We start from the raw sequence: 21,424 nt of genomic DNA, 5'->3' as shown, positions 1-21,424 counted from the left end.
GAAATGGTGGTCAATTTAAACTGGAAAGTGGTGGTCAATTTGACCGGATTTTCCACGCTAGCGTCAATTCAGAATCTGCGAATTGTTTTCCTTTATAAACTCTTAAAGTAAGTCCAAAATTATTTTTAAATTCTGCTTGAATACTTTTAATTTTTTTGTTTGGCGATAAATGAAAATCTTTTGCTTTAAATTTATCAGTGAAATTGGATATAAAATTAAACATAGTTAGATTATTTTATAAAATTATAAAGTAATTGTTTGACAACCATCTTCTTTTAATTTTGCATTTAAGCCTGACAAAGTTAAACTATCATGATCTGAATTGGTTTTCATTGTTTTTCCACCAACAGATTTATAACATAATTCACAATCCATACCAAATGCAGCTTTAAATCGTTTTTCAAAACCTCCAACAGTAAGATTTCCATTGATTGATAATTCAGATTCTCCTGATGGTTTATATTCGCCTACTGCTTTCACTCTAGCTCCTGCAATAGTTAATTCATTGTCAATTCCTCTTCCATCTGGAGTTCTCATAGTTGGAACTAGATAAGGAAATTTCTTTAAAAATGAAGCTTGAAAAGTTTTTACTTTAATTCTACCGTTAACTGTAATATCTGCCATAATATTTGAATTTTTATTCCTACTCTTGTGGCTTTTCAGAATACGCCCCGTTTATTTTTTAGTGGTTTCTGGTCTCCACTATTTTAAATTTATTAAAAGTAAAAATAAGTAGTAAAATAATATCGTTTTGGTTTAAGTTGGTTCGAGTTTAGGTAAAACCCTAATACCAAAGTCCAATTGCACAAAAGGGTATATTTCGCCGAAAAGTAAACTTTACTACCAAAATCGACTATAAAAAAAGTGTCATTTCAAAGGAGATAGTGTATAGATACTCCGTAGATAGTGTATAGATAGTGTATGGATAGTGTATGTAAACTATATTAAGGATAATTAATAACTAAACTATACGGTATAATAATGCAAAATAAACGCACCTGATGCAATGATGAAGATAGCCAATCCATTTTTTACAGTAAGTTGTTCACGAAAGATAAGCGTAGATAATAAAATAGTAGTTAACGGACTAGCCAAAAACAAGACACTAGAAACAATAGGATTCGTAATTTTCAATCCTAAAAAACTAAAAAATAGAGCAAGAAAAATAATAAGCGCCATTAGTATGACTCTCAAAAAGTAATTTTTACAAACTTCACTAATATTTATCGTTTTATGCTTGAAAAAAGTGAAGATAAAAGCGAAAATAAAAACAACAATTTCCTGATTAGAAATAATTAATAATGGCGGAATGTCACTTGTTAAATTTTTCCAATGAATTAATGAAGATATTGAAAAACTTACTGTCATTAAAAGTAATAATCCATGTTGTTTTTTATTAATTTTTATATGAGTTTCTTTGTTGTTATAAATAAAAAAAACAAATCCTATAAGAATTAAAATCAATCCAAAAATAGATTGCGTAAACGTAACTTTCTCAAAAAAGCATAAATACAAAGAAGTAAAAACTATACCCAACAAATTATAAATACCCAACCATTGTAACGACACTTTTTGGATTACAGAAAGCATAGAAAACAAACCTATTACTCCAAAAATTGAGCCGCTGGTTATTCTTATAATAAGTTGATAACCAACTGGAGTTTCGTTATGGAAATAAAAAAAAAGAAATAATGCAATTGTGCTAGTAAAAAAAGCACGATACGCTACCAAAAAAGTAACTGGGAGTTTTTCTAAATTTTTTTTCCACAAAATATTATTAAATGAAAATAACAATATGGATAGTAAAATATACAACATTATTTTAAAATATTTAATAATCCATTAGAATGTAACGATTTTATTGCAACTAAATTACTAATATTAAGCGATTTTAATTTCATTTCATATAATGCATTAATCTTTTGTTCAAATTGCAGTAAATTCAACTGCTGAACAACTTCAATAAAGTTTTCATAAACTATATTTAATTCTAAAATTAAATTTGATTTATTAAATTCATTTTCAATAAAATAATACACTTCATCTAAATAATCAATTAAAGTATTTTTCTTAGCTTCTTTAAGATGTAAATACCACATTTTATATGCTATATATCTAGCTTTTGGAAATATATAAATGGTATCAAATTCATTGGAACTCATAGGAAACTCATAAAGCTTTTTTCCAATTTCCTTGGCTTTTAAAATATCATTAAAATAAAAATAACGAAACAAAACTGCATTCGCAAAAATATAATCTTGCAAATAATTAGTATCACTTGGATGCGTTGATTCTAAATAATATTGAAAACTATCTGTATAGCCTTGAATTCGATGAAAAGGATCATATAAAGCTTCTAAAAGAATATTCCGAACAAAATCATGTGTGCCATAATTTTTTATGAAATTGGAAAATGAAGTCGTCTTTTGAAAAGACATAAAGGATCTGAGACCAATATATTCTTTTGTTTTGTAGTTTTCATGAGCTACACTATCAAAAACATCAATTAACGAATTGAATTTTTGTTGATTTACAAAATCAGTAATTATAGTATCGAAAGTCTTGTTCAAAAAAGTGGGATCTGTAAACAAATACACACTGTCGCAATAATTAATAAAAGCATCCCAAGAACTATAGTCGCAAAATTGAGCTAATATGTTTAGCGTGTTTTTATATGGCTTGTGGTTGCTATTTGGATTTAGAAAAATACGGTATAAGGTAGATTCTGATAAATAACCTATTTTTTCATTTGCAATAATCTGACTTAGCAATTTACATTCGTTTTTATTTGTAATATAGACGCCTGTTTTGTTGAAAATTTTATCAAGCAAAATTTTATCGTAATACATAAGCAGATTTTTTTATAAAAATAAAAAATATAAATGAAAGTTTTGGTTCAAGTTAGTTCAAGTTTAAGGTATTATCTCATACAAAAAACTTTAGCTAATGATATAAATAATTTAAAACCTGTTTTTTTAGCATGTTCCTTTAATTTTCCAAATGCATCTTTATTGGCTAAAAAATCTTTTTCAGAAAAACTGATCTTTAGTTTGGTAAAATAATAAAACAAGGCTAAATAATCATAATATCCTATTTCAACTAACTCCAAATCCACCAATTCTAAATTTCTTTTCGCTCTAGAGTAAAATCCGGAATGCCAATTTATATTGGACAATCCAATCAAATATATAGCACTAGTTGTAGTGGATGACCAAATATCAGATTCAAATAGCTCTTCATAATATTTATCCATTATTTCTTTTAAAAAGTCGTATTCCTCTTTAATTATTAATGCTGGAACGATTTCTTCTAAGAAAAAACTTACACGAACTGTTGTACATTCCTTTACTATTTCATTTTTTAAACTTTCACTAACATTTTGTGATTTAAGAATACAATATCCGTAAAATCTACCTTTTAATACCGAATAAAAACTAGAAAATTCTGTTGGCTTGTTTATTTGAAAATTTAAATGAGACGCGTTTTCAGAATAATAATTTTTATAAAATCGCATTAATGAAACAAAGAATATATCTGATTCATTTGCTGCGTTTTTTTCAATAATATTTAGAATTTTATAATACCTCGAATTTAGATTAGTATAGTCTATAAAAAGCAATGGAATATTATTTCTAAAAGTATCATAGGGAATTAGTGTTTCATAAATAGACAATGCTTTTTTCTCTGGTATATCTGTAAGACTTAAGGAAATAGTCGTAGAAAATTTGTGAAACTGAGTGCCTGTGATATTTTTAAAATCAACATATTTAAAAACAGCATTTAAAATTTCTATATTATTTTTTTCGACTTGAAAAGATAAAAAATAAGATAGATATATAATGTTTTTTTCGTCTAGTAATCCAATGTTTATTTTATTTATTTCTTCTTTGCCAATTTTTTTTAGTTTTTGCATACGCAATAAACTCTGTTGAAAATACCATTCGCTATAATTGGCCTGATGGTTTTTATAGCTAGAAAACGATGAAAAACCAAGATAAATGGATAACGAATTTAAGGTTGTAATTGAAGGGACTGTTTTGTCTAAAAAACCAAATAATCTTCTTAATGTATTAAAACCAAGCGGTTTGTTTGTAACCGCATCTAATTCTTCCTTTAAATACTTTACATCTCTAATAGAAGTTACAGTAATATTAGATTTTTTTTGAATATCAATTAGTAATTGAAAATAATCGTTATGCATATATGGGCTATATTTGGGCTAAATATAATAAATTTTAATTTAAATTTGAATATTAATTTGAAACATAAAAACTAAAAACCATGAAAATAAACAACACACTACATTTAGTACTATTCTTATTACTAATTTCATGCGGAGGAAAAAACGAAAATAATACTCCTAAAAACAAAGAAAAAGAAACCCCTACGGAAACTGCAATTGCAGAAAAGGAAATTACTGAAAAAGATTTAAAGTTCGAAAATGTTATTTCAAATCAGGGTGAATTGGCAGCAGCTGATAGTTTTATTGTAAAAGATTTTTTCGGTTTAAGTAAAGATACCATTCAAATTAAATTTAATTCTGACAATCAAGTAAAGTTTTTCTCAATCGTAGAGCAACGCAGTGGCCGAATTGTAAAAACATACAAAAAAACCTCTGATGTTAATTTTACTTATGATGTGTTCTTTGATAACCCGTTTTCTGTTAAAATTTATTTTCCAAAAGAATCCTATTATAATTTAGACGTTTCTAGAAAATCTGGAAGTGTAGCCAATTATTTAAGTAATGCGAAATTAGTTCGAGACTCTGTTGTGGTTAGTAAAAAAACCAATAAAAGTAAAATTGGAACCACAATGGCTTTTGAAAAAGTATTTAATCAACCTAAGAAGTTTGTAGTTTCAAGTACTTTTACCATGTCTGGGGAAAGCAAAGTTTATGCACCCATAGAAATACCAAAAAATACGAAAGAATTTATTTACACACTAAGAATATCGGGTGAAGACGAAACAGAAAGAGAAGATGGAAAGTTATTTAATGACGTAAATAGAATTTCTAAAAAAGTAAAAGTTTTAGGAATACCACTTTGGGAATCAGAAGAAAAAAGTTCTAGTTTAAGCCGTGAAATACTAAATTCACTTTTTCCACCTAAAAAAGATGAAGACTACACTTTAAATGTTTTCTTTTTTGATAAACAAAAAGAAATTAAAAAATTCTTGCAATACCCAGGCAAGCAATATGCAAGCGCATTTAAGTATGATATAAATAATAGTGCTTTGTCTACTCAAAGTCGCGTTGGACTAATAAAAAAACCTTATTCTGGTTTTTCTTACATAGGTCTTCAATCTACAAGTTCATTCTCTAACACCTATGTTTGGTTAGATGTAGTGGCACTTTATGAGAAAACATTTCACTACGAAATTAGATATCGCATACAAAAATAAAAGAGGGCTTTCAATTAAAAACACCCATTACATACTATATAAATCTCAAAAAAAAATTATGGAATTAAAATCTTGTATTACCGACAAACCAATTGAAAAAAATAGTGAAGACAAATTAAAAATGTCTCGTTATAGTGCTGTTTTATCAAATTTCATCAAACAAGGCGATACACCTTTAACTGTTGGTCTGCAAGGCGAATGGGGAACCGGAAAAACATCCATGCTTTATATGTTATTAGAGCATTTTAAACGCGAAGATATAGCTACTTCTTGGGTAAACACCTGGGAATATAGTATGTTTAGAAATCCAGCTGAAACTACGCCTGCTATTTTAAAAGGTATGCTTACCAATTTAAAGTTAAGTTGTGGAGAAAATTGGACTATCGAAAAGAAGACTGAAGATGGTATGAAAAAAGTTTTTTCATTTTTTGGAAATGTGGCCAATCAAGTAATAGCAAACCAAACAGGTGTCGATATAAAAGGCGCTATGGTTCATGAAGAAGCAAACAGAGAGCAAGCAGAAATTGCTGAGATAAAAAAAGAAATTGAAAATATTATTGCAAAATTAATAGAGGATCCAAATAATGATTATAAAAAAGTGGTTTTTCTTGTTGATGATTTAGATCGTATCCCGCCAGATCAAGCTGTAGAAGTATTAGAAAGTTTGAAAAACTTATTTGATGTACCTAATTGTGTTTTTGTATTGGCAATTGATTATGATGTAGTTGTAAAAGGTTTAGAATCGAAATTTGGTAAAAAAACCGAAGAAAATGAACGCGAATTTCGTTCCTTTTTTGATAAAATAATCCAAGTGCCATTTTCAATGCCAACAGGGACTTATGATATGGGAAATTTACTGTCTGAAAAATTAAGTTCCTTATCTATCGGAATTCCGGAAGAACTTAATGATTCATATACAAATGTTGTAAAATATACTATTGGATTTAATCCAAGAAGTTTAAAAAGATATATTAATTCATTTTCGTTATTAAGAAATTTAAGAAACTCTGATTTTGAAAATGATGCATCAGATTTTGGAGACAACGCTCCAGACTCTGAAGATGATTTGATTCTATTTGCAATGATTGGAGTACAAATATCCTATCCTAAAATTTTTAGATTAATTACTCAAATGCCTGATATTTATGATTGGGATAAAGGGTTTGCAAATAAAAACAACATCAATTTAGACGCCGTTAAACTAGATATTCAAAAATATGGTGATAATGATAAATTAGATGAAGACTGGGAACAAATTATATATGGTGCTTGTCAAAATGATGTGTATTTAAAATCAAAAGTATTTAACATCTTAGAGTTATTTAATTATTTAAGAAATAATTTTAAAGATAGAATAGATGATTTAGAAGAAAAAATTATTATGGCTCTAAAATTTGCTTCAATAACCAATGTTGATGACGATGTGAATTTGAAAGGTGTAATTGAAAAAAGAGGAAATAAAACTGTTTTTTCTGATATAAAAACTAAAGTTGAAACTATTAAACAAGAATTAATTACTAACGGCGCCAAAAAAGAAGGACTTGAAATAAAATTAAAAACGTATCAAAATTTATTCGATACCTTTTTATCTTTTTCAGAAGAAACTGGAAAGAAACACGAAATCATGAGTAGTTCTATTAGATTTGATTTTGGTTACTTAAACAATCCACCAAAAAATACTGAACTTGTAGGAATTGAATTGGTGCGAGTGAAAGACCATTCTAATTTACCTAAAGGATTGATTTTTGTTGCAATTAAAGACAAAGAAAAACAAAAAGTTGCCTTCAAAGTTTCAAAGGAATTAAACGTTGCAGAGTTAAAAGACTTCTTATCATTAAATTACAAATAATGAAAAAAAGTTAATGGGAATTAATTACTCAAGAATACTAACCAAATCAATTAAATATGTTTGATAATTTAACCGTTACTAAATTAGGCTTTTATGTATATGCTTTGGTAAATCCATTAACTAAAAACGTCTTTTACATCGGTAAAGGAATTGACAATAGAGTTTTTGCTCATAAACAAGAAGTTCTTGAAAATAAAAGTGAAATTAATTCGTTGAAAAAAACTGAAATTAAGGAAATTTTAGACAAACAATTAGATATTCAACATCTTATTATCCGACATGGCCTTACAGAAAAAGAGGCGTTTTTAGTTGAAGCCACCTTAATTGATTATCATAATTTTAATTATAATACATTAACAAACGAAGTGTCAGGTCACGATAGTGGTTTTTATGGTATTAAAACTACTGATGAATTAATTAGACAATATAATGCGCCAAAACTTGAAAATTTATTACATAATGTGGTGATTATTAACATAAACAGACAATATGCAAAAGTAAAAAACTCAAATAATGCCATTTACGCAGCTACTAAAGAATCCTGGGTAATTAATAAAAACCGAATTAATGAATTAGAATATGCATTATCTGAATTTCAAGGAATAATTATAGGGGTTTTTAAAATAAACAGTTGGTATGCCGCAGCAACAGAAAATAATAAAATAAATAACAGATGGGGTTTTAACGGTGTAGATGCACCAAAAGAAATAAAAGACATTTATTTAAATAAATCAATTGCGCATGTAAAAAAACCTGGTGCAGCAAATCCAATTCGATATAACTTATAGCACCTAAAATTCATGATAAAAGCAATAAAAAACAAGAAAACTGAACTAAGTGTATCACTAGGAATGATTTTGGTTTTAATTATCATTGCATCGGTACTAATGTATTTTTTAGAACACGAGGCGCAACCTAAATCATTTGAAAATTTATATACTTCATTGTGGTGGGGAATTGATAAATACCTTACTTCTACTGGTGGTGAAGATATAAATCCTATCACTCCTGCTGGTAAATTTTTATCCGGTTTAATAGCTATTCTTGGAGTTGGAATGTTTGCGCTTCCAGCAGGTATTATTGCGTCGGGTTTTATTGAAGAAATAGAAAATGATAAATTATTAAAAAAATTAATAGCTCTCGAAGCCAAATTAGAAAGTGCTTTTACTGTAGAATACTTAGCGCCTGTAATAAAAATTAAAAGAGAACTAAATGTATCACATTTGCCAAGAAAATGGTTGAGTATAAGTGACATTAAATACAAAATGGGAATATCTGAGAGTACTGTTTTACAAGTATGTGAGTTTTCAAAAAAGTTTAAGATAACTAATGTAAATTTGGATGGTATAAATACTGTTGGGTTAGAGTACATAAATCTAAACAGAACTTATGGCCAATGCATTAACAGGAATTCTAAATTAACAATAGTCAACCTCTACCCTTTTACACAACCTTATTTTGGGCATTTTGGATTAGCAATTTCAGAACTTCTTCAAGCCAATTATATATCAAATGAAAAGTTTGGGCAATTTACATTGTTAGAGGAGAATAGATTAAACATGATTAATAATGAAAATTACTTCGAAGAATCTGTATCATTACCCGCTTTAAACGAAATCAAAAATGATATTTCTACAATTATGCAGGATGATGGGGTTTGTATATTTATGGTAAATGCAGGTAATAATGACTATTTAATGCAGTTTAATATCGGAAGTGAAAAGGGGGATACTAGTTTTGATAATGGTATTTATTTTTCCGATAAAGAAAAATTAGATCAATATTACAACAAAGCTAAGCTAATTGCTGACAAGTACGAGAAGTTAATTGCAAAACACGCTACGGTTGGTAAACCAGAAAAAAATCACGTAGCAAATTTTATTCATAGTGACACTAAAAATGATGTATTACTGCTTCATATTAATGTCTCTATTTTAAAATCAAACGGAGTGGAATACTATCAATATATTTCAGATTTTGCAAATATTTTTAAAGGTGGTGTGGTCTAAAATTACAATTTTATATGAAAAATAATATCAGGTTCATTTTTATAATGCTTTTTGCTACACTTGCAAGGGCGCAATCTATTGTAAATACAGAGAGCATGTCTAGTAAGTTAGATAGTACATTTGTGTTTACAACAAGTTTTGATGGGGATTATACCTCTGGAAACATAGATTTAATACAGATTAATTCTGCCAATCAACTTGCTTTTAAAAAAGATAAAAACTTAGTTCGGTTATTTTTTAATTATGAATATATTTCACAAGACAAAGAGGTAATTTCATCTGATTATACAAGTCAGTTACGATATAGTTATGCATTAAAAAACAATTCTGTATATACGTTTGTTCAAGGCCAAAAAGCGGTTTCTCTATCTTTGAATAGTCGGTATTTAATAGGAATTGGCTATCGTAAAAATATTTTTAAAAAAGATAAAAACTACTTAGATGTTGCCTTTGGTCCATTTTATGAAAATGAAATGTATTTAAAAAATAGTAAAGAGGAAGTACATATTATAAATTACAGATATAGTTTTAGTTCCTTTTTTAACTTTAAAATCACTGATAATTTACAAAACAATACCGTATTTTATTACCAGCTTAATTCGGAAGATTTTAAAGATTATCGCATGTATTTAGAACCTAAAATAGTTTATAGTTTTGAGCATTTTAAAATATATACCACAATTAGGTATCGTTTTCACTCTACACCTTACATTGAAATTAAAAATACCGATTCACAAATATTATTTGGTTTTAGTTACGATTTGGGATTTAATTAATAACAAAAAAGGTGATTCTAATTCTAAACTATTTAAATTTAAACAAAAAAAAGACTTCAAGTATTCTTGAAGTCTTTTAACAAAACTATGCTGAAAAAATCTAGCATTAATGTTTCTGTTTTTATTATAAAAATTGGGGGAATTTTATAATAATCAATTTAGGGGCAAAAACATTTCTCAAATTTAAATATAATAAATGATATTTTTTTGTAGAATGATTCCTACAAAATAGCATGCGTTTTTAAATAAAAAATACCATTATTTTCGTATATTTGAGTAAATAAATACTTCAAAACATGTTAAATCAAATATATGAAACTTGTGAATTCATAAAAGCAAAAACAAATTTCACACCAGAATACGGAGTAGTTTTAGGCTCCGGTTTAGGGGATTTTGCAGAAGATATTTCTATTGAATTTACCATTCCTTATTCGGAGATACCAAATTTCCCAACCTCAACTGTTGCTGGTCATAAAGGTGCTTTACTATTTGGAAAGGTAGGAACTAAAAAAGTTATTGCAATGCAAGGCCGATTTCATTATTATGAAGGACATAGCATGAAGGAGGTTACTTTTCCAATTCGGGTGATGAAATATTTGGGTGTTTCTAAATTAATTGTTTCTAATGCTTCTGGAGGCGTAAATTCAAAATATAAAGTAGGGTCCATTGTTTTGATTACAAATCATATTAACATGATGCCTGAACATCCGTTGCGAGGAATAAACGACGAGCGATTAGGGCCAAGATTTGTAAATATGAGTGAACCATACAGCCACCATATGATTGCAAAAGCAAAAGAAATTGCAAGAGCTAAAAATATAGAAGTAGAAGAAGGTGTTTATGTAGCATTACAAGGTCCAACTTATGAAACGCTTTCCGAATATAAAATGATAAAAAATATTGGTGGCGATTGTGTAGGTATGAGTACCGTTCCTGAAGTAATAGTTGCACGACATATGGATTTGGAAACGTTTGGAATTTCTGTTATTACCGATATGGGAAATGAACAAAATATAGAAGGTGTTTCACATGAAGAAGTACTAAAAGCAGCCAAAAATACCGAACCTCAAATTAGAATGTTAATTAAAGAATTAATTTGTTCTTATACCTAATTGGATTTCTAAATCTATTTTATATTTCAAATTAACATTACTTTCTTCGTATGATATTTATCATAAATATTTAGTATAAATACCCATATTTTTGTGATAAATTCATAAAGTTATGACATCTTTAATTCAGAAATATAATGTGCCTGGTCCCAGATATACAAGTTATCCAACAGTTCCTTTTTGGGAAGAATATGCGTTTTCAGAAAAAAAATGGATTCAAAATCTAACAGAAACGTTTAAAATTTCGAACCAAACAGAAGGCATAAGTTTATATATTCATTTGCCTTTTTGTGAAAGTCTATGTACCTTTTGTGGATGTAACAAACGCATTACGAAACGTCATGAGTTAGAATTACCTTATATACAAGCCGTAATAAAAGAATGGCGTTTGTACTGCAATTTATTTTCAAGAAAACCAAATATAAAAGAGATTCACTTAGGAGGAGGCACCCCAACATTCTTCTCAACAGAAAATTTAACTTTATTACTTGAAGGTATTTTTGAAACAGCAAATAAAGCAGAAAACTATATTTTTAGTTTTGAAGGACATCCCAATAATACTACAAAAGAACATTTGCAAACATTATATAATTTAGGATTCAGAAGAGTAAGTTTTGGCGTACAAGATTATAGTGAAAAAGTACAAATAGCTATTCATAGGATTCAATCTTTTCATAATGTGTCAAAAATAACTTTATTAGCGAAAGAGATAGGCTATACCTCAATTGGGCACGATTTAATTTATGGATTGCCTTTTCAAACCTTGGAAAATATTAAAGATGCTATTTTAAAAACAAAATCGCTTTTACCCGATAGAATTTCGTTTTACAGTTATGCGCACGTACCTTGGTTAAAAGGAAATGGCCAGCGAGGGTTTAATGATGAAGACATTCCTCAAAGTGATACAAAGAGAAAATTATATGAATTAGGCAAGAAAATGTTGCTTGAAATGGGTTATATTGAAATCGGTATGGATCATTTTGCTTTACCTTCTGATGAAATGTATTTGGCATTTAAAAACAAAACATTGCATCGGAATTTTATGGGATATACCGCTACGAAAACGGAGCTAATGATTGGTCTAGGTGTGTCATCTATTAGTGATAGTTGGAATAGTTTCGCACAAAATGAAAAATCGTTAGAAACCTATTATCAAAAAATTAATGCCAATAATTTACCTGTATTTAGAGGACATAATTTAACTTCTGAAGATGTAATAATCAGGAAACATATTTTAAATTTAATGTGTCATTTTGAAACTTCGTGGGATAACAAAGACACCTTTTTTCCAGAAATATATGATGTTTTATATTCTTTATACGAAATGCAATTAGATGGCTTACTTTACATTGAAACTAATAAATTAACTGTAACCGATTTTGGAAAAGCGTATGTTAGAAATATTTGTATGGCTTTCGATTTAAGACTAAAAAGAGCGGCTCCACAAACAGAATTGTTTTCAATGACGGTTTAACTAAGGACCTGACAGGTTTTAGAAACCTGTCAGGTCTAAAAATTATTTACGTAAGATACTTATAGCATAACAAACAAGCTAACTAAATGTAATCCTAAATCATTTCAAAGCGATTGCAAAAAACAACTTCGTAACATTATGTCTTGTCGGCAACAATTTAATGGCAATTTACTTCTGACTGAATATGTAAATTCATAGAACTTGGAGAAACGTATGGAATATTTAAACCAAAACCTCTTACAATAAATAATATGCCCATTAAAATCATAAGAACAGGAATTGCTTTTTGAAATTTAGCGTAAAAAGTAAACGAAGTACTTTTAAAAAAATTTACAAAAACAGCCATTAGTGGAATGGTTCCCAACCCAAACAAAATCATATACAAACTTCCTAAAAAAACGTGATTCATAGCCATAGCGCCAAACAGAGCAACATATACCATTCCGCAAGGCAAATACCCATTAAAAAGTCCAATTAGAAATAACGATTTATAACTTTTGTTTTTAAATTGTAATCCTAATTGCGTTTTAACACTAGAAATTAGTTTGTATATGGGTTTTGAAAAATTATACTGTGCTAATTTTTTTTCAGGAATAATGGCAATTAAAATCATAAAAATACCCGCCAAAATAGATAATTGCTGTTGAAATCCAGCAAAGAAAAAACCAGAACCTAAAACACCAAATAGCAAACCTAAAGAAGCATAAGCCACTACTCTACCCATTTGATAAGTAGCAATTTGGATCCATTTTTTAAATGAATTATTTTGATCTATTGGGAGCATCATAGCAATTGGCCCACACATACCTACGCAGTGCAAACTACTTATAAACCCAAATATTAGTGCAGAATAAAGCATTTTTTTTTATAATCGTAAATTAAAAATAAATCGTCTCCTTATTTAAATAAGCAACCTCATCTACTTTCCAATTTATAGATATTTCCCAAAGACCGCCAATCAATTTATGATTAGGTATGAGCATTATTGGACTTGATAAAGAAATTTTCATTTCAAAATCCAACTTTTGATTTGACGGTCTGTATAGGGAAATAGTTCCTTTTATTTTTTTATAATCTATATCTTCAGGAAAATATACTTGAATGCCTTCTGAAGTTTTTATTACTTTTAATTTTGTTTTTAAGGCGTTTGAAAGATTTTGACTTTCAATATCACTTTGCACTTTACTTTCTTGTTTATAGTAATCATCAGCAACTAATTCATTATCATATTTTGAATTTGATTGCACCAAAAACACAAAAAATAATATAAAAGTCATAAAACTTCCAAAGCCTATAATTACGCCTGTTCCCCAGTTAAATTTCATATTTGTTTTATTTTATTTATATTTTTAATTAAATGTTCTTGGACCTAAGAAATTAGTAGTAATAGTTTCTATAACTTTATTTCCTTGATGTACTTCAATATTAATTTTTGTATTATCCGTTTCCAATAAAATCAATGGAATTTCAACAAATAAAGTTCCTGTTGCAGCATTAGCTTTTTCAACGTGCAACGTTGCATTCCCAACTAATTTTAATGTTCCTTGTTTGGGATGAATCAACTTAAATGTGATGTTTTTTAAATTATCATTCGTTTTATTGATGATTCTGTACGTATATACATTACTGATGTTTTTTCCTTTTTCTTCGTACAACTGACCTGATAATCTTAAAATTTTCGTGTCAACTTCTGTTCGCAATAAAATCATTGAAACCATCACGGTTGTTAATATTACTAAAACAGCGATATAACCTTTCATCCTTGTGGTTAATTGGAATTTTTCTTTTTTTGAAATTTCCACTTCACTTGCATAACGAATTAATCCTTTAGGTAAATTAACATTCTCCATCATCAAATCACATTCGTCCATACAAGCTGTACAATTGGTACATTCTAATTGCGTACCATGACGAATATCAATTCCCGTAGGACAAACATTTACACATTGATGACAATCAATACAATCACCAATTTTTTGTTCTTTTCGGTCTTCATTTTTCTTAAATTTAGCTCTTCCATTTTCACTTTCTCCTCGAACATAATCGTAAGCCACTACAATGGATTTATTGTCTAATAAAACACCTTGTAACCTTCCGTACGGACACGCAATAATACAAACTTGTTCTCTAAACCAAGTAAAAACAAAATAGAAAATTCCTGTAAAAATGGATAACACAATTAAGGTTTTTACATTACTTAGCGGCCCTTCAACAATCATTGCTTCAAGTGTATCACTTCCAACTAAATATGCTAAAAACACATTGGCAATACCAAAGGAAATAATTAAAAACACAAACCATTTTAATACACGTTTTCTAATTTTTTCTGCGTTCCATTCTTGACTTTCTAATTTTATTTGAGCACCTCTATCGCCATCTATCCAATATTCAATTCGTCTGAAAACCATTTCCATAAAAATAGTTTGCGGACAAAACCAACCACAAAATATTCGACCAAAAGCTACAGTAAATAAGGTTAATCCAACTACACCTGTAATCATTAAAATTACAACCAAATAAAAATCTTGAGGCCAAAAAGGCATTCCGAAAATATTGAACCGACGATCTAATACATTAAATAATAAGAACTGATTTCCATTTATTTTTATAAACGGGCTTGAAAGTAAAAACGCTAATAATAAATAACTTAGTAACTTTCTCCTATCGTAATATTTTCCTTGCGGTTTCTTTGGAAAAACAAATTTTCTCTTTCCTTTTTCATTTATAGTTCCAATGGAGTCACGAAAACTATCCTCTTCAATATTTGGCATTTATATTTGTATTTAGCATTCTGCTGAAACAAATTTGGGCACACTAATGAATCCAAACTGTTATTATTTTTTTGCAATAGTATCGGTTACAATCAACTCGGCAGTGTTTGATTTTGCGGCTCCATCTTCATACCACACGTCACCTTCTGGTGCTTTTCCAACGGCTGGTTTAGTCCCTTGAAGCGATAAAACGTAACTTGCCACTTTTTGAATTTCTGTAGGTTTTAAACTTTCTTTCCAAGCTACCATTCCTTTTCCTGGACGACCACCTTCGGTAATTGTTTTAAATAAATTTTTAATTCCACCACCTAAAATCCAACTTGTATCTGTTAAATTAGGACCAATTGCTCCACCTCCATCAGCTTTATGACAAAGCACACAATTGGTTGTGAAAATTGCTTTTCCCTCTGCAACAGCAGCTGGCTCCGTAAGTAATGTTACTTTATCTTTATTCATTAAATCAGGAGCTGTTTTATTATATGCTTCTACTTGCTTCTCGGCTAAAGTATTGTCCATTACATATTCTTGGTCTTGTGTGTAATCTCCAACAATATGAAAACGAACTAAATATACCAATGCAAAAACTATTGTAGCATAAAATAAACCCGTAAACCAGGGTGGCAAACCATTATCTAGTTCTTTAATTCCATCATAATCATGATCTAATTGGATGTCTTTCTCATCTTCGATTGGTTTTAAAGCTGAAATTTTAAACACCCATTTTTTATAAAACTCGGATTGTGTAAATGGTTTAGCTTTATCAATATCAAATTGCACTTTAGCTTCATCTGATAATAATTGATATGACACATTGTCAACTGCATTCAGTATCACTTCTATTACAATAAAAATGAAAATTAATAATACGTGCATTAATGGCACTATTGGATATTTTACAAAAGCTGGACGGTCTCCAGAATCGATAAAATATTCTGATAAGGCAAAAACAATTAGGTAAAAAAACGGAAACCTAATGTAAACTGGAATATATTTTCTCATAATCTTGTGTTTTATTTCTCGTTAAAAGGTAATTCACTCATAATTTTCACTTGTTCTTTGCTGTAAGACAAAGCATACACTAAGTAGGAAATAAATATGACAAAGAAAATTACTAACGATATTATTGGATAAATCTCTACTCCATTAATTCCTTCTAAGTTGTGTTTTACAAATTTCAACATGTCCTTATTTTTTTACTTTAATATCTGTTCCTAAACGTTGTAAATAAGCAATTAAAGCTACAATTTCTCTATCTTTCATTTGTACGAAAGTTTCACCTGTAATTTTTGCTTTTTCTTTACTTGCTGCATACGATTTAGAGAAATTTGGATCGGTTTCTAAGCCCTTTTCAATTTCAGTAGCTTGTTTTTCAATGCTAACAAATGCATTAGCTATTTCAGCATCCGTATAAGGAACACCTAACGTTTTCATAACACTCATTTTTTTCTGAATGTCGTCATGCTTCATTTTCTTATTATCAAACATCCATTTATACGCCGGCATTATAGAACCCGTTGTGGTAGCTTGTGGATTCCACATATGGCTAAAGTGCCAACTATGAGGATATTTTCCACCTACTCGCATTAAATCGGGACCTGTTCTTTTTGAACCCCATAAATGGGGATGATCATATACATATTCTCCAGATTTAGAGTATTCACCGTAACGTTTTACTTCACTTCTAAATGGGCGAACCAATTGAGAGTGACAATTGTTACAACCTTCTCTGATATATAAATCTCTACCTTCTAATTCTAATGGCGTGTATGGTTTTACACTTGTAATAGTAGCAATGTTAGATTTAACAATTAACATCGGTACAATTTGAATTAATCCTCCAATTGAAACAGCAAGAACTGTAAGAATTGTAAATTGAACTGGTTTACGTTCTAACCAAGCGTGTAATTTTTCATTTCTCAATCGGCTTGATGCGATTACTGGCAATGCAACTGCTTCTGCTTCTTCATCTGTAACAGCTGAACCTGCTTTAACTGTTTTAATCACATTATAAACTCCAACTAAAACACCTGCTAAATATAACACACCACCGATGGCACGCATAGCATACATTGGCATAATTTCAATAACGGTATCCATAAACTGACCGTACATTAAAGTGCCATCTTCATTAAACTGTTTCCACATTAATGACTGTACAAAACCTGCAACATACATAGGTAAAGCATATAAAATTATACCTAATGTTCCAATCCAAAAATGAAAATTGGCCAATTTTTCTGAATATAATTTTGTTTTTGTAATTCTTGGTATAATCCAATAAATCATACCAAATGTCATAAAACCATTCCAAGCTAATGCACCAACGTGAACGTGAGCAACAATCCAATCCGTAAAGTGTGCAATCGCATTTACGTTTTTAAGCGATAACATAGGACCTTCAAAAGTGGCCATTCCGTAACCTGTAACTCCAACTACGAAGAATTTTAAAACGGCATCAGTTCTTACTTTATCCCAAGCACCTCTTAAAGTTAGTAGTCCATTAATCATACCTCCCCAAGATGGAGCAATCAGCATAATTGAAAATACCACGCCTAAATTTTGCGCCCAATCTGGTAATGTAGAATATAATAAATGGTGTGGACCTGCCCAGATGTATAAGAAAATTAACGACCAAAAGTGGATAATTGATAATCTGTATGAATATACCGGTCTGTTAGCCGCTTTAGGTAAATAATAATACATTAATCCTAAAAACGGTGTGGTTAAGAAAAACGCTACCGCATTATGACCATACCACCATTGTACCAAAGCGTCTTGTACACCTGCATAAACAGAATAACTTTTTGTTAATGAAACAGGAATTGCAATACTATTTACAATGTGTAATAAGGCAACTGCAACAAAAGTGGCAATATAAAACCAAATAGCAACATAAATATGACGTTCTCTTCGCTTAACAATAGTTCCAATCATATTTACTCCAAACGCTACCCAAACTAGGGCAATAGCAATATCAAAAGGCCATTCTAATTCGGCATATTCTTTTGACGTAGTGATTCCCATCGGTAATGTAATAGCCGCACCTAAAATAATAAGTTGCCAACCCCAAAAGTTAACCTGACTTAAAAAATCGCTATACATTCTTGCTTTAAGCAAACGTTGTAAAGAGTAATATACTCCTGCAAAAACAGCATTTCCAACAAACGCAAAAATAACTGCGTTGGTATGTAACGGTCTTAGTCTCCCATAACTTAACCACGGAATACCGTCCGTTAAATTTGGAAAAAGATAAAACAAAGCCACAAGTAGTCCTACTGACATTCCAACTACTCCAAAAAGTAGCGATGCATAAATAAAATTACGAACGATTTTATTATCATAACGAAATTGTTGCATTTCCATAATTAATTGTTTATTAGTTTTAGTTTTTTTTTAATTCATCGTCAAAAAGCATTCGAACCGACGGTGTATAATCATCATCATATTGTCCGCTTTTTACAACGAAAATAAACGTGATTAAAAACACAATTGCTATTAAGATACTAATGGTTATAAGAAAATATATGATACTCATACCTCTATAAGTTTTAAACAAAATTAGATTAGTGTGATTCAATTAAATATGATATTAGTCATGTATTGAATTTATCTTTAATTACAAATTACAGCTTGATTTTTTTACCATAAAATTTGGTTACTATTGTAACAAAACTTACAATAGTAATGGCGCTCATTGGCATTATAATCGCTGCAAACAAAGGAGATAATTTACCTGTTAAAGCAAAAGCTAATCCTACTGAGTTATATAGTAACGACAGCCCAAAACTCATATAAATAGTTTTCATTGCATTCTTAGAATATTGAATATAATAAAACAAATTTTGAAATTGCGAAGCATCCATAATACCATCACACGCTGGTGAAAAAACATTAACATTTTCTGAAAGTGCAATTCCAATATTACTTTGAACTAAAGCGCCAGCATCATTTAATCCATCGCCAACCATCATTACATTTTTACCTTCGTTTTGAAGTTTTTGAATGTAATCTAATTTTTGCTCTGGTTTATGATGGAATACCAATGTGGTATTTTGAGGTAAAACGGTTTGTAAATAATCCTTTTCGCCATCATTATCACCCGATAAAACCACAGTTTTGTAATTGTTTTTCTCCAACTGTTGGAATAATGAATTTAAACCTTCTCTATATTGATGATTGAATACAAAATAGCCTTTGTACACCTTATCAATTTCTACATGCACTTTTGTGCTTTTTTCTAATTCCGAATCTTCTTTTTTTTCTAATAATTGTAGTGAGCCAATTTTGAAAATTAAATTATCAACTTCAGCTAACATTCCTTTACCCACAATTTCTTCATAATTAGTAAGTTCAGCTAATTGTGATTGCGGTAAAAATTCATATAATTTTCGACTTAAAGGATGATTTGAATTTCTGACAATACTTTTAATTTTGGCAAATTCTACTTGCGATAATGTTTCACCTATATATTCAATATTAGATTTTAAAGATGAGGTAATCGTTCCTGTTTTATCAAAAACAATTGTATCTACTTTTGCCATTTGTTCGATAACTTGGGCGTTTTTTAAATACATCTTTTTGTTTCCCATAATACGCAATACATTTCCTAAAGTAAAAGGAGCTGTTAATGCTAATGCGCACGGACAAGCAACAATTAATACCGCAGTAAAAACATTAAACGCTAAATACGCATTTATAAACAACCAAAAAATTAAGGATCCAAAAGCCAATATAAGCAAAGCCGGAGTAAAATATTGACTTACTTTATCTGTAATCGATTTGTGTTTTTGGTCTATTTTTTTTTGAAAAACATCATTACTCCAAAGTTGCGTTAAATAACTTTGCGAAACGGAAAACAATACTTCCATTTCAATTATACCGCCTATTTGTTTACCACCTGCAAAAACTTTATCGCCGGACTTTTTTTCAATTGGTATGGCTTCACCGGTTACAAAACTATAATCTAAAGCTGTTTTTGGTGAAATTAATATGCCATCAACTGGAATTAATTCTTGATTTCTGATAATTAATCTATCACCCTTTTCTACATCATATATTTGGCAAGGTTCTTCATCTCCATTTTGATTAATTTTCTTCACAGCAATTGGAAAATAAGATTTAAAATCGCGTTCAAATGACAAGAAATCGTAGGTTTTTTGTTGAAATAATTTTCCTAACAACATAAAGAAAACCAATCCTGTCAAACTATCAAAAAATCCTTGTCCATAATCGAAAGTAATGTCAATTACACTTCGCACAAACATTACAATTATTCCTAAAGCTATTGGAATATCGATATTTAACATTTTAGATTTAATACTTTTATATGCAGAAATATAATAGCCACTTGCCGAATATAAAAAAGAAGGTAAGGATAAAAAGAAAATCAACGTTCTAAAGAAATTTCGATATTTATTAATCCAAAATTCATCTACTTCAAAATATTCTGGGAATGACAACAGCATAATATTTCCAAAACAGAAAAAAGCTATTCCTAATTTATAAATTAAACTTCTATCAATTTGTTTCGTGTTTGTTTCGTAGTTTTCTAAACTAATATAAGGTTCATAACCAATGGATGACAATAAATAAACTATGTTTTTTAGATTGGTTTGTTCTGAATTATAGGTAATTCGAACCTTTTTTTGGGTAAAATTAACCTGAGAAGTACTTATTCCCTTTTGAAGTTTTTGTAAATTTTCCAAAATCCAAATACATGAACTACAGTGAATATGTGGTATGTATAAGGAAACAATATAAATTGTATTTTCTTGAAATTCCAACAATTTGGATTGAATTTTTTCATCATCTAAAAAATCATATTTACCATTAATTTCTAATGGTGTGGCTCCAGGAGCCGTTTGAAAATCGTAATAACACGTTAAATCATTTTGACTAAATATTTCATATACTGTTTTGCATCCCACACAACAGAATGATTTTTCGTCAAATTGTATTTCTTCTTTTGCAGTATATTCCTTACCACAATGAAAACAATTTTTAATTTCCATAATAATGCTCATTTTACCTTAA

The 21,424-nt window shown here is 29.3% G+C and carries 19 protein-coding genes; 7 read left to right on the top strand and 12 right to left on the bottom strand.

Annotated features, from left to right (window positions below):
- Positions 1-243: 243 nt before the first annotated feature.
- The 4 genes from ABWP78_RS06350 to ABWP78_RS06335 form a co-directional block, all read right to left on the bottom strand.
- Positions 244-624, bottom strand: a complete 381-nt coding sequence (locus tag ABWP78_RS06350) for a hypothetical protein (RefSeq protein WP_353169939.1) — start codon at positions 622-624, stop codon at positions 244-246.
- Between the two features lie 342 nt (positions 625-966).
- Positions 967-1,818, bottom strand: coding sequence for an EamA family transporter (locus ABWP78_RS06345; protein ID WP_353169938.1), 852 nt, complete (start codon positions 1,816-1,818; stop codon positions 967-969).
- On the bottom strand, positions 1,818-2,849 hold the full coding sequence (locus ABWP78_RS06340) for a hypothetical protein (protein ID WP_353169937.1): 1,032 nt from the start codon (positions 2,847-2,849) through the stop codon (positions 1,818-1,820). Before ABWP78_RS06340 ends, ABWP78_RS06345 begins: the two co-directional genes overlap by 1 nt.
- Positions 2,850-2,920: 71 nt before the next feature.
- Positions 2,921-4,201 carry a hypothetical protein gene (locus ABWP78_RS06335; protein WP_353169936.1) on the bottom strand — a complete coding sequence of 427 codons (1,281 nt, stop codon included), beginning with the start codon at positions 4,199-4,201 and terminating at the stop codon, positions 2,921-2,923.
- Between the two features lie 80 nt (positions 4,202-4,281).
- Here ABWP78_RS06335 and ABWP78_RS06330 point away from each other — a divergent pair, with 80 nt between their 5' ends.
- From ABWP78_RS06330 to hemN, 7 genes are all read left to right on the top strand, one after another.
- Positions 4,282-5,400, top strand: a complete 1,119-nt coding sequence (locus tag ABWP78_RS06330) for a hypothetical protein (RefSeq protein ID WP_353169935.1) — start codon at positions 4,282-4,284, stop codon at positions 5,398-5,400.
- Entirely contained in the window at positions 5,354-7,249 is a 1,896-nt protein-coding gene (locus ABWP78_RS06325) for a KAP family P-loop NTPase fold protein (protein WP_353169934.1), read from the top strand. Before ABWP78_RS06330 ends, ABWP78_RS06325 begins: the two co-directional genes overlap by 47 nt.
- A gap of 56 nt (positions 7,250-7,305) precedes the next feature.
- A complete protein-coding gene (locus tag ABWP78_RS06320; RefSeq protein WP_353169933.1) occupies positions 7,306-8,037 on the top strand; it encodes an LEM-3-like GIY-YIG domain-containing protein in 732 nt (243 codons plus the stop codon).
- Positions 8,038-8,049: 12 nt separating this feature from the next.
- Positions 8,050-9,258, top strand: coding sequence for an ion transporter (locus ABWP78_RS06315; protein ID WP_353169932.1), 1,209 nt, complete (start codon positions 8,050-8,052; stop codon positions 9,256-9,258).
- 95 nt (positions 9,259-9,353) lie between these two features.
- On the top strand, positions 9,354-10,034 hold the full coding sequence (locus ABWP78_RS06310) for a DUF481 domain-containing protein (RefSeq protein WP_353169931.1): 681 nt from the start codon (positions 9,354-9,356) through the stop codon (positions 10,032-10,034).
- Between the two features lie 296 nt (positions 10,035-10,330).
- Positions 10,331-11,146, top strand: coding sequence for a purine-nucleoside phosphorylase (locus ABWP78_RS06305; protein ID WP_353169930.1), 816 nt, complete (start codon positions 10,331-10,333; stop codon positions 11,144-11,146).
- A 112-nt stretch (positions 11,147-11,258) separates the two neighbouring features.
- Positions 11,259-12,620: an oxygen-independent coproporphyrinogen III oxidase gene (gene hemN / locus ABWP78_RS06300; protein WP_353169929.1), complete on the top strand. Its 1,362-nt coding sequence runs from the start codon at positions 11,259-11,261 to the stop codon at positions 12,618-12,620.
- 157 nt (positions 12,621-12,777) lie between these two features.
- Here hemN and ABWP78_RS06295 read toward each other — a convergent pair whose 3' ends face one another.
- The 8 genes from ABWP78_RS06295 to ABWP78_RS06260 all read right to left on the bottom strand — a co-directional run bounded on the left by ABWP78_RS06295 (position 12,778) and on the right by ABWP78_RS06260 (position 21,402).
- Positions 12,778-13,479, bottom strand: a complete 702-nt coding sequence (locus ABWP78_RS06295) for a sulfite exporter TauE/SafE family protein (protein ID WP_353169928.1) — start codon at positions 13,477-13,479, stop codon at positions 12,778-12,780.
- Positions 13,480-13,498: 19 nt separating this feature from the next.
- Positions 13,499-13,945: a FixH family protein gene (locus tag ABWP78_RS06290; protein ID WP_353169927.1), complete on the bottom strand. Its 447-nt coding sequence runs from the start codon at positions 13,943-13,945 to the stop codon at positions 13,499-13,501.
- 24 nt (positions 13,946-13,969) lie between these two features.
- Positions 13,970-15,391 carry a cytochrome c oxidase accessory protein CcoG gene (gene ccoG, locus ABWP78_RS06285; RefSeq protein WP_353169926.1) on the bottom strand — a complete coding sequence of 474 codons (1,422 nt, stop codon included), beginning with the start codon at positions 15,389-15,391 and terminating at the stop codon, positions 13,970-13,972.
- 63 nt (positions 15,392-15,454) lie between these two features.
- A complete protein-coding gene (locus tag ABWP78_RS06280; RefSeq protein ID WP_353169925.1) occupies positions 15,455-16,390 on the bottom strand; it encodes a cbb3-type cytochrome c oxidase N-terminal domain-containing protein in 936 nt (311 codons plus the stop codon).
- An 11-nt stretch (positions 16,391-16,401) separates the two neighbouring features.
- Entirely contained in the window at positions 16,402-16,572 is a 171-nt protein-coding gene (locus ABWP78_RS06275) for a CcoQ/FixQ family Cbb3-type cytochrome c oxidase assembly chaperone (RefSeq protein ID WP_353169924.1), read from the bottom strand.
- A gap of 4 nt (positions 16,573-16,576) precedes the next feature.
- Positions 16,577-18,754 (bottom strand): cytochrome-c oxidase, cbb3-type subunit I, encoded by a 2,178-nt coding sequence (gene ccoN / locus ABWP78_RS06270; RefSeq protein ID WP_353169923.1) that lies wholly within the window; start codon positions 18,752-18,754, stop codon positions 16,577-16,579.
- A gap of 19 nt (positions 18,755-18,773) precedes the next feature.
- Positions 18,774-18,926 (bottom strand): cbb3-type cytochrome oxidase assembly protein CcoS, encoded by a 153-nt coding sequence (gene ccoS / locus ABWP78_RS06265; protein WP_353169922.1) that lies wholly within the window; start codon positions 18,924-18,926, stop codon positions 18,774-18,776.
- A gap of 88 nt (positions 18,927-19,014) precedes the next feature.
- Complete coding sequence (locus ABWP78_RS06260) at positions 19,015-21,402, bottom strand: heavy metal translocating P-type ATPase (RefSeq protein ID WP_353169941.1); 2,388 nt, start codon at positions 21,400-21,402, stop codon at positions 19,015-19,017.
- Positions 21,403-21,424 lie beyond the last annotated feature (22 nt).

It is taken from the genome of Flavobacterium sp. (genome assembly GCF_040402955.1).
Taxonomy (GTDB): Bacteria; Bacteroidota; Bacteroidia; order Flavobacteriales; family Flavobacteriaceae; genus Flavobacterium.
This window is presented reverse-complemented; position numbering and strand designations above follow the sequence as displayed.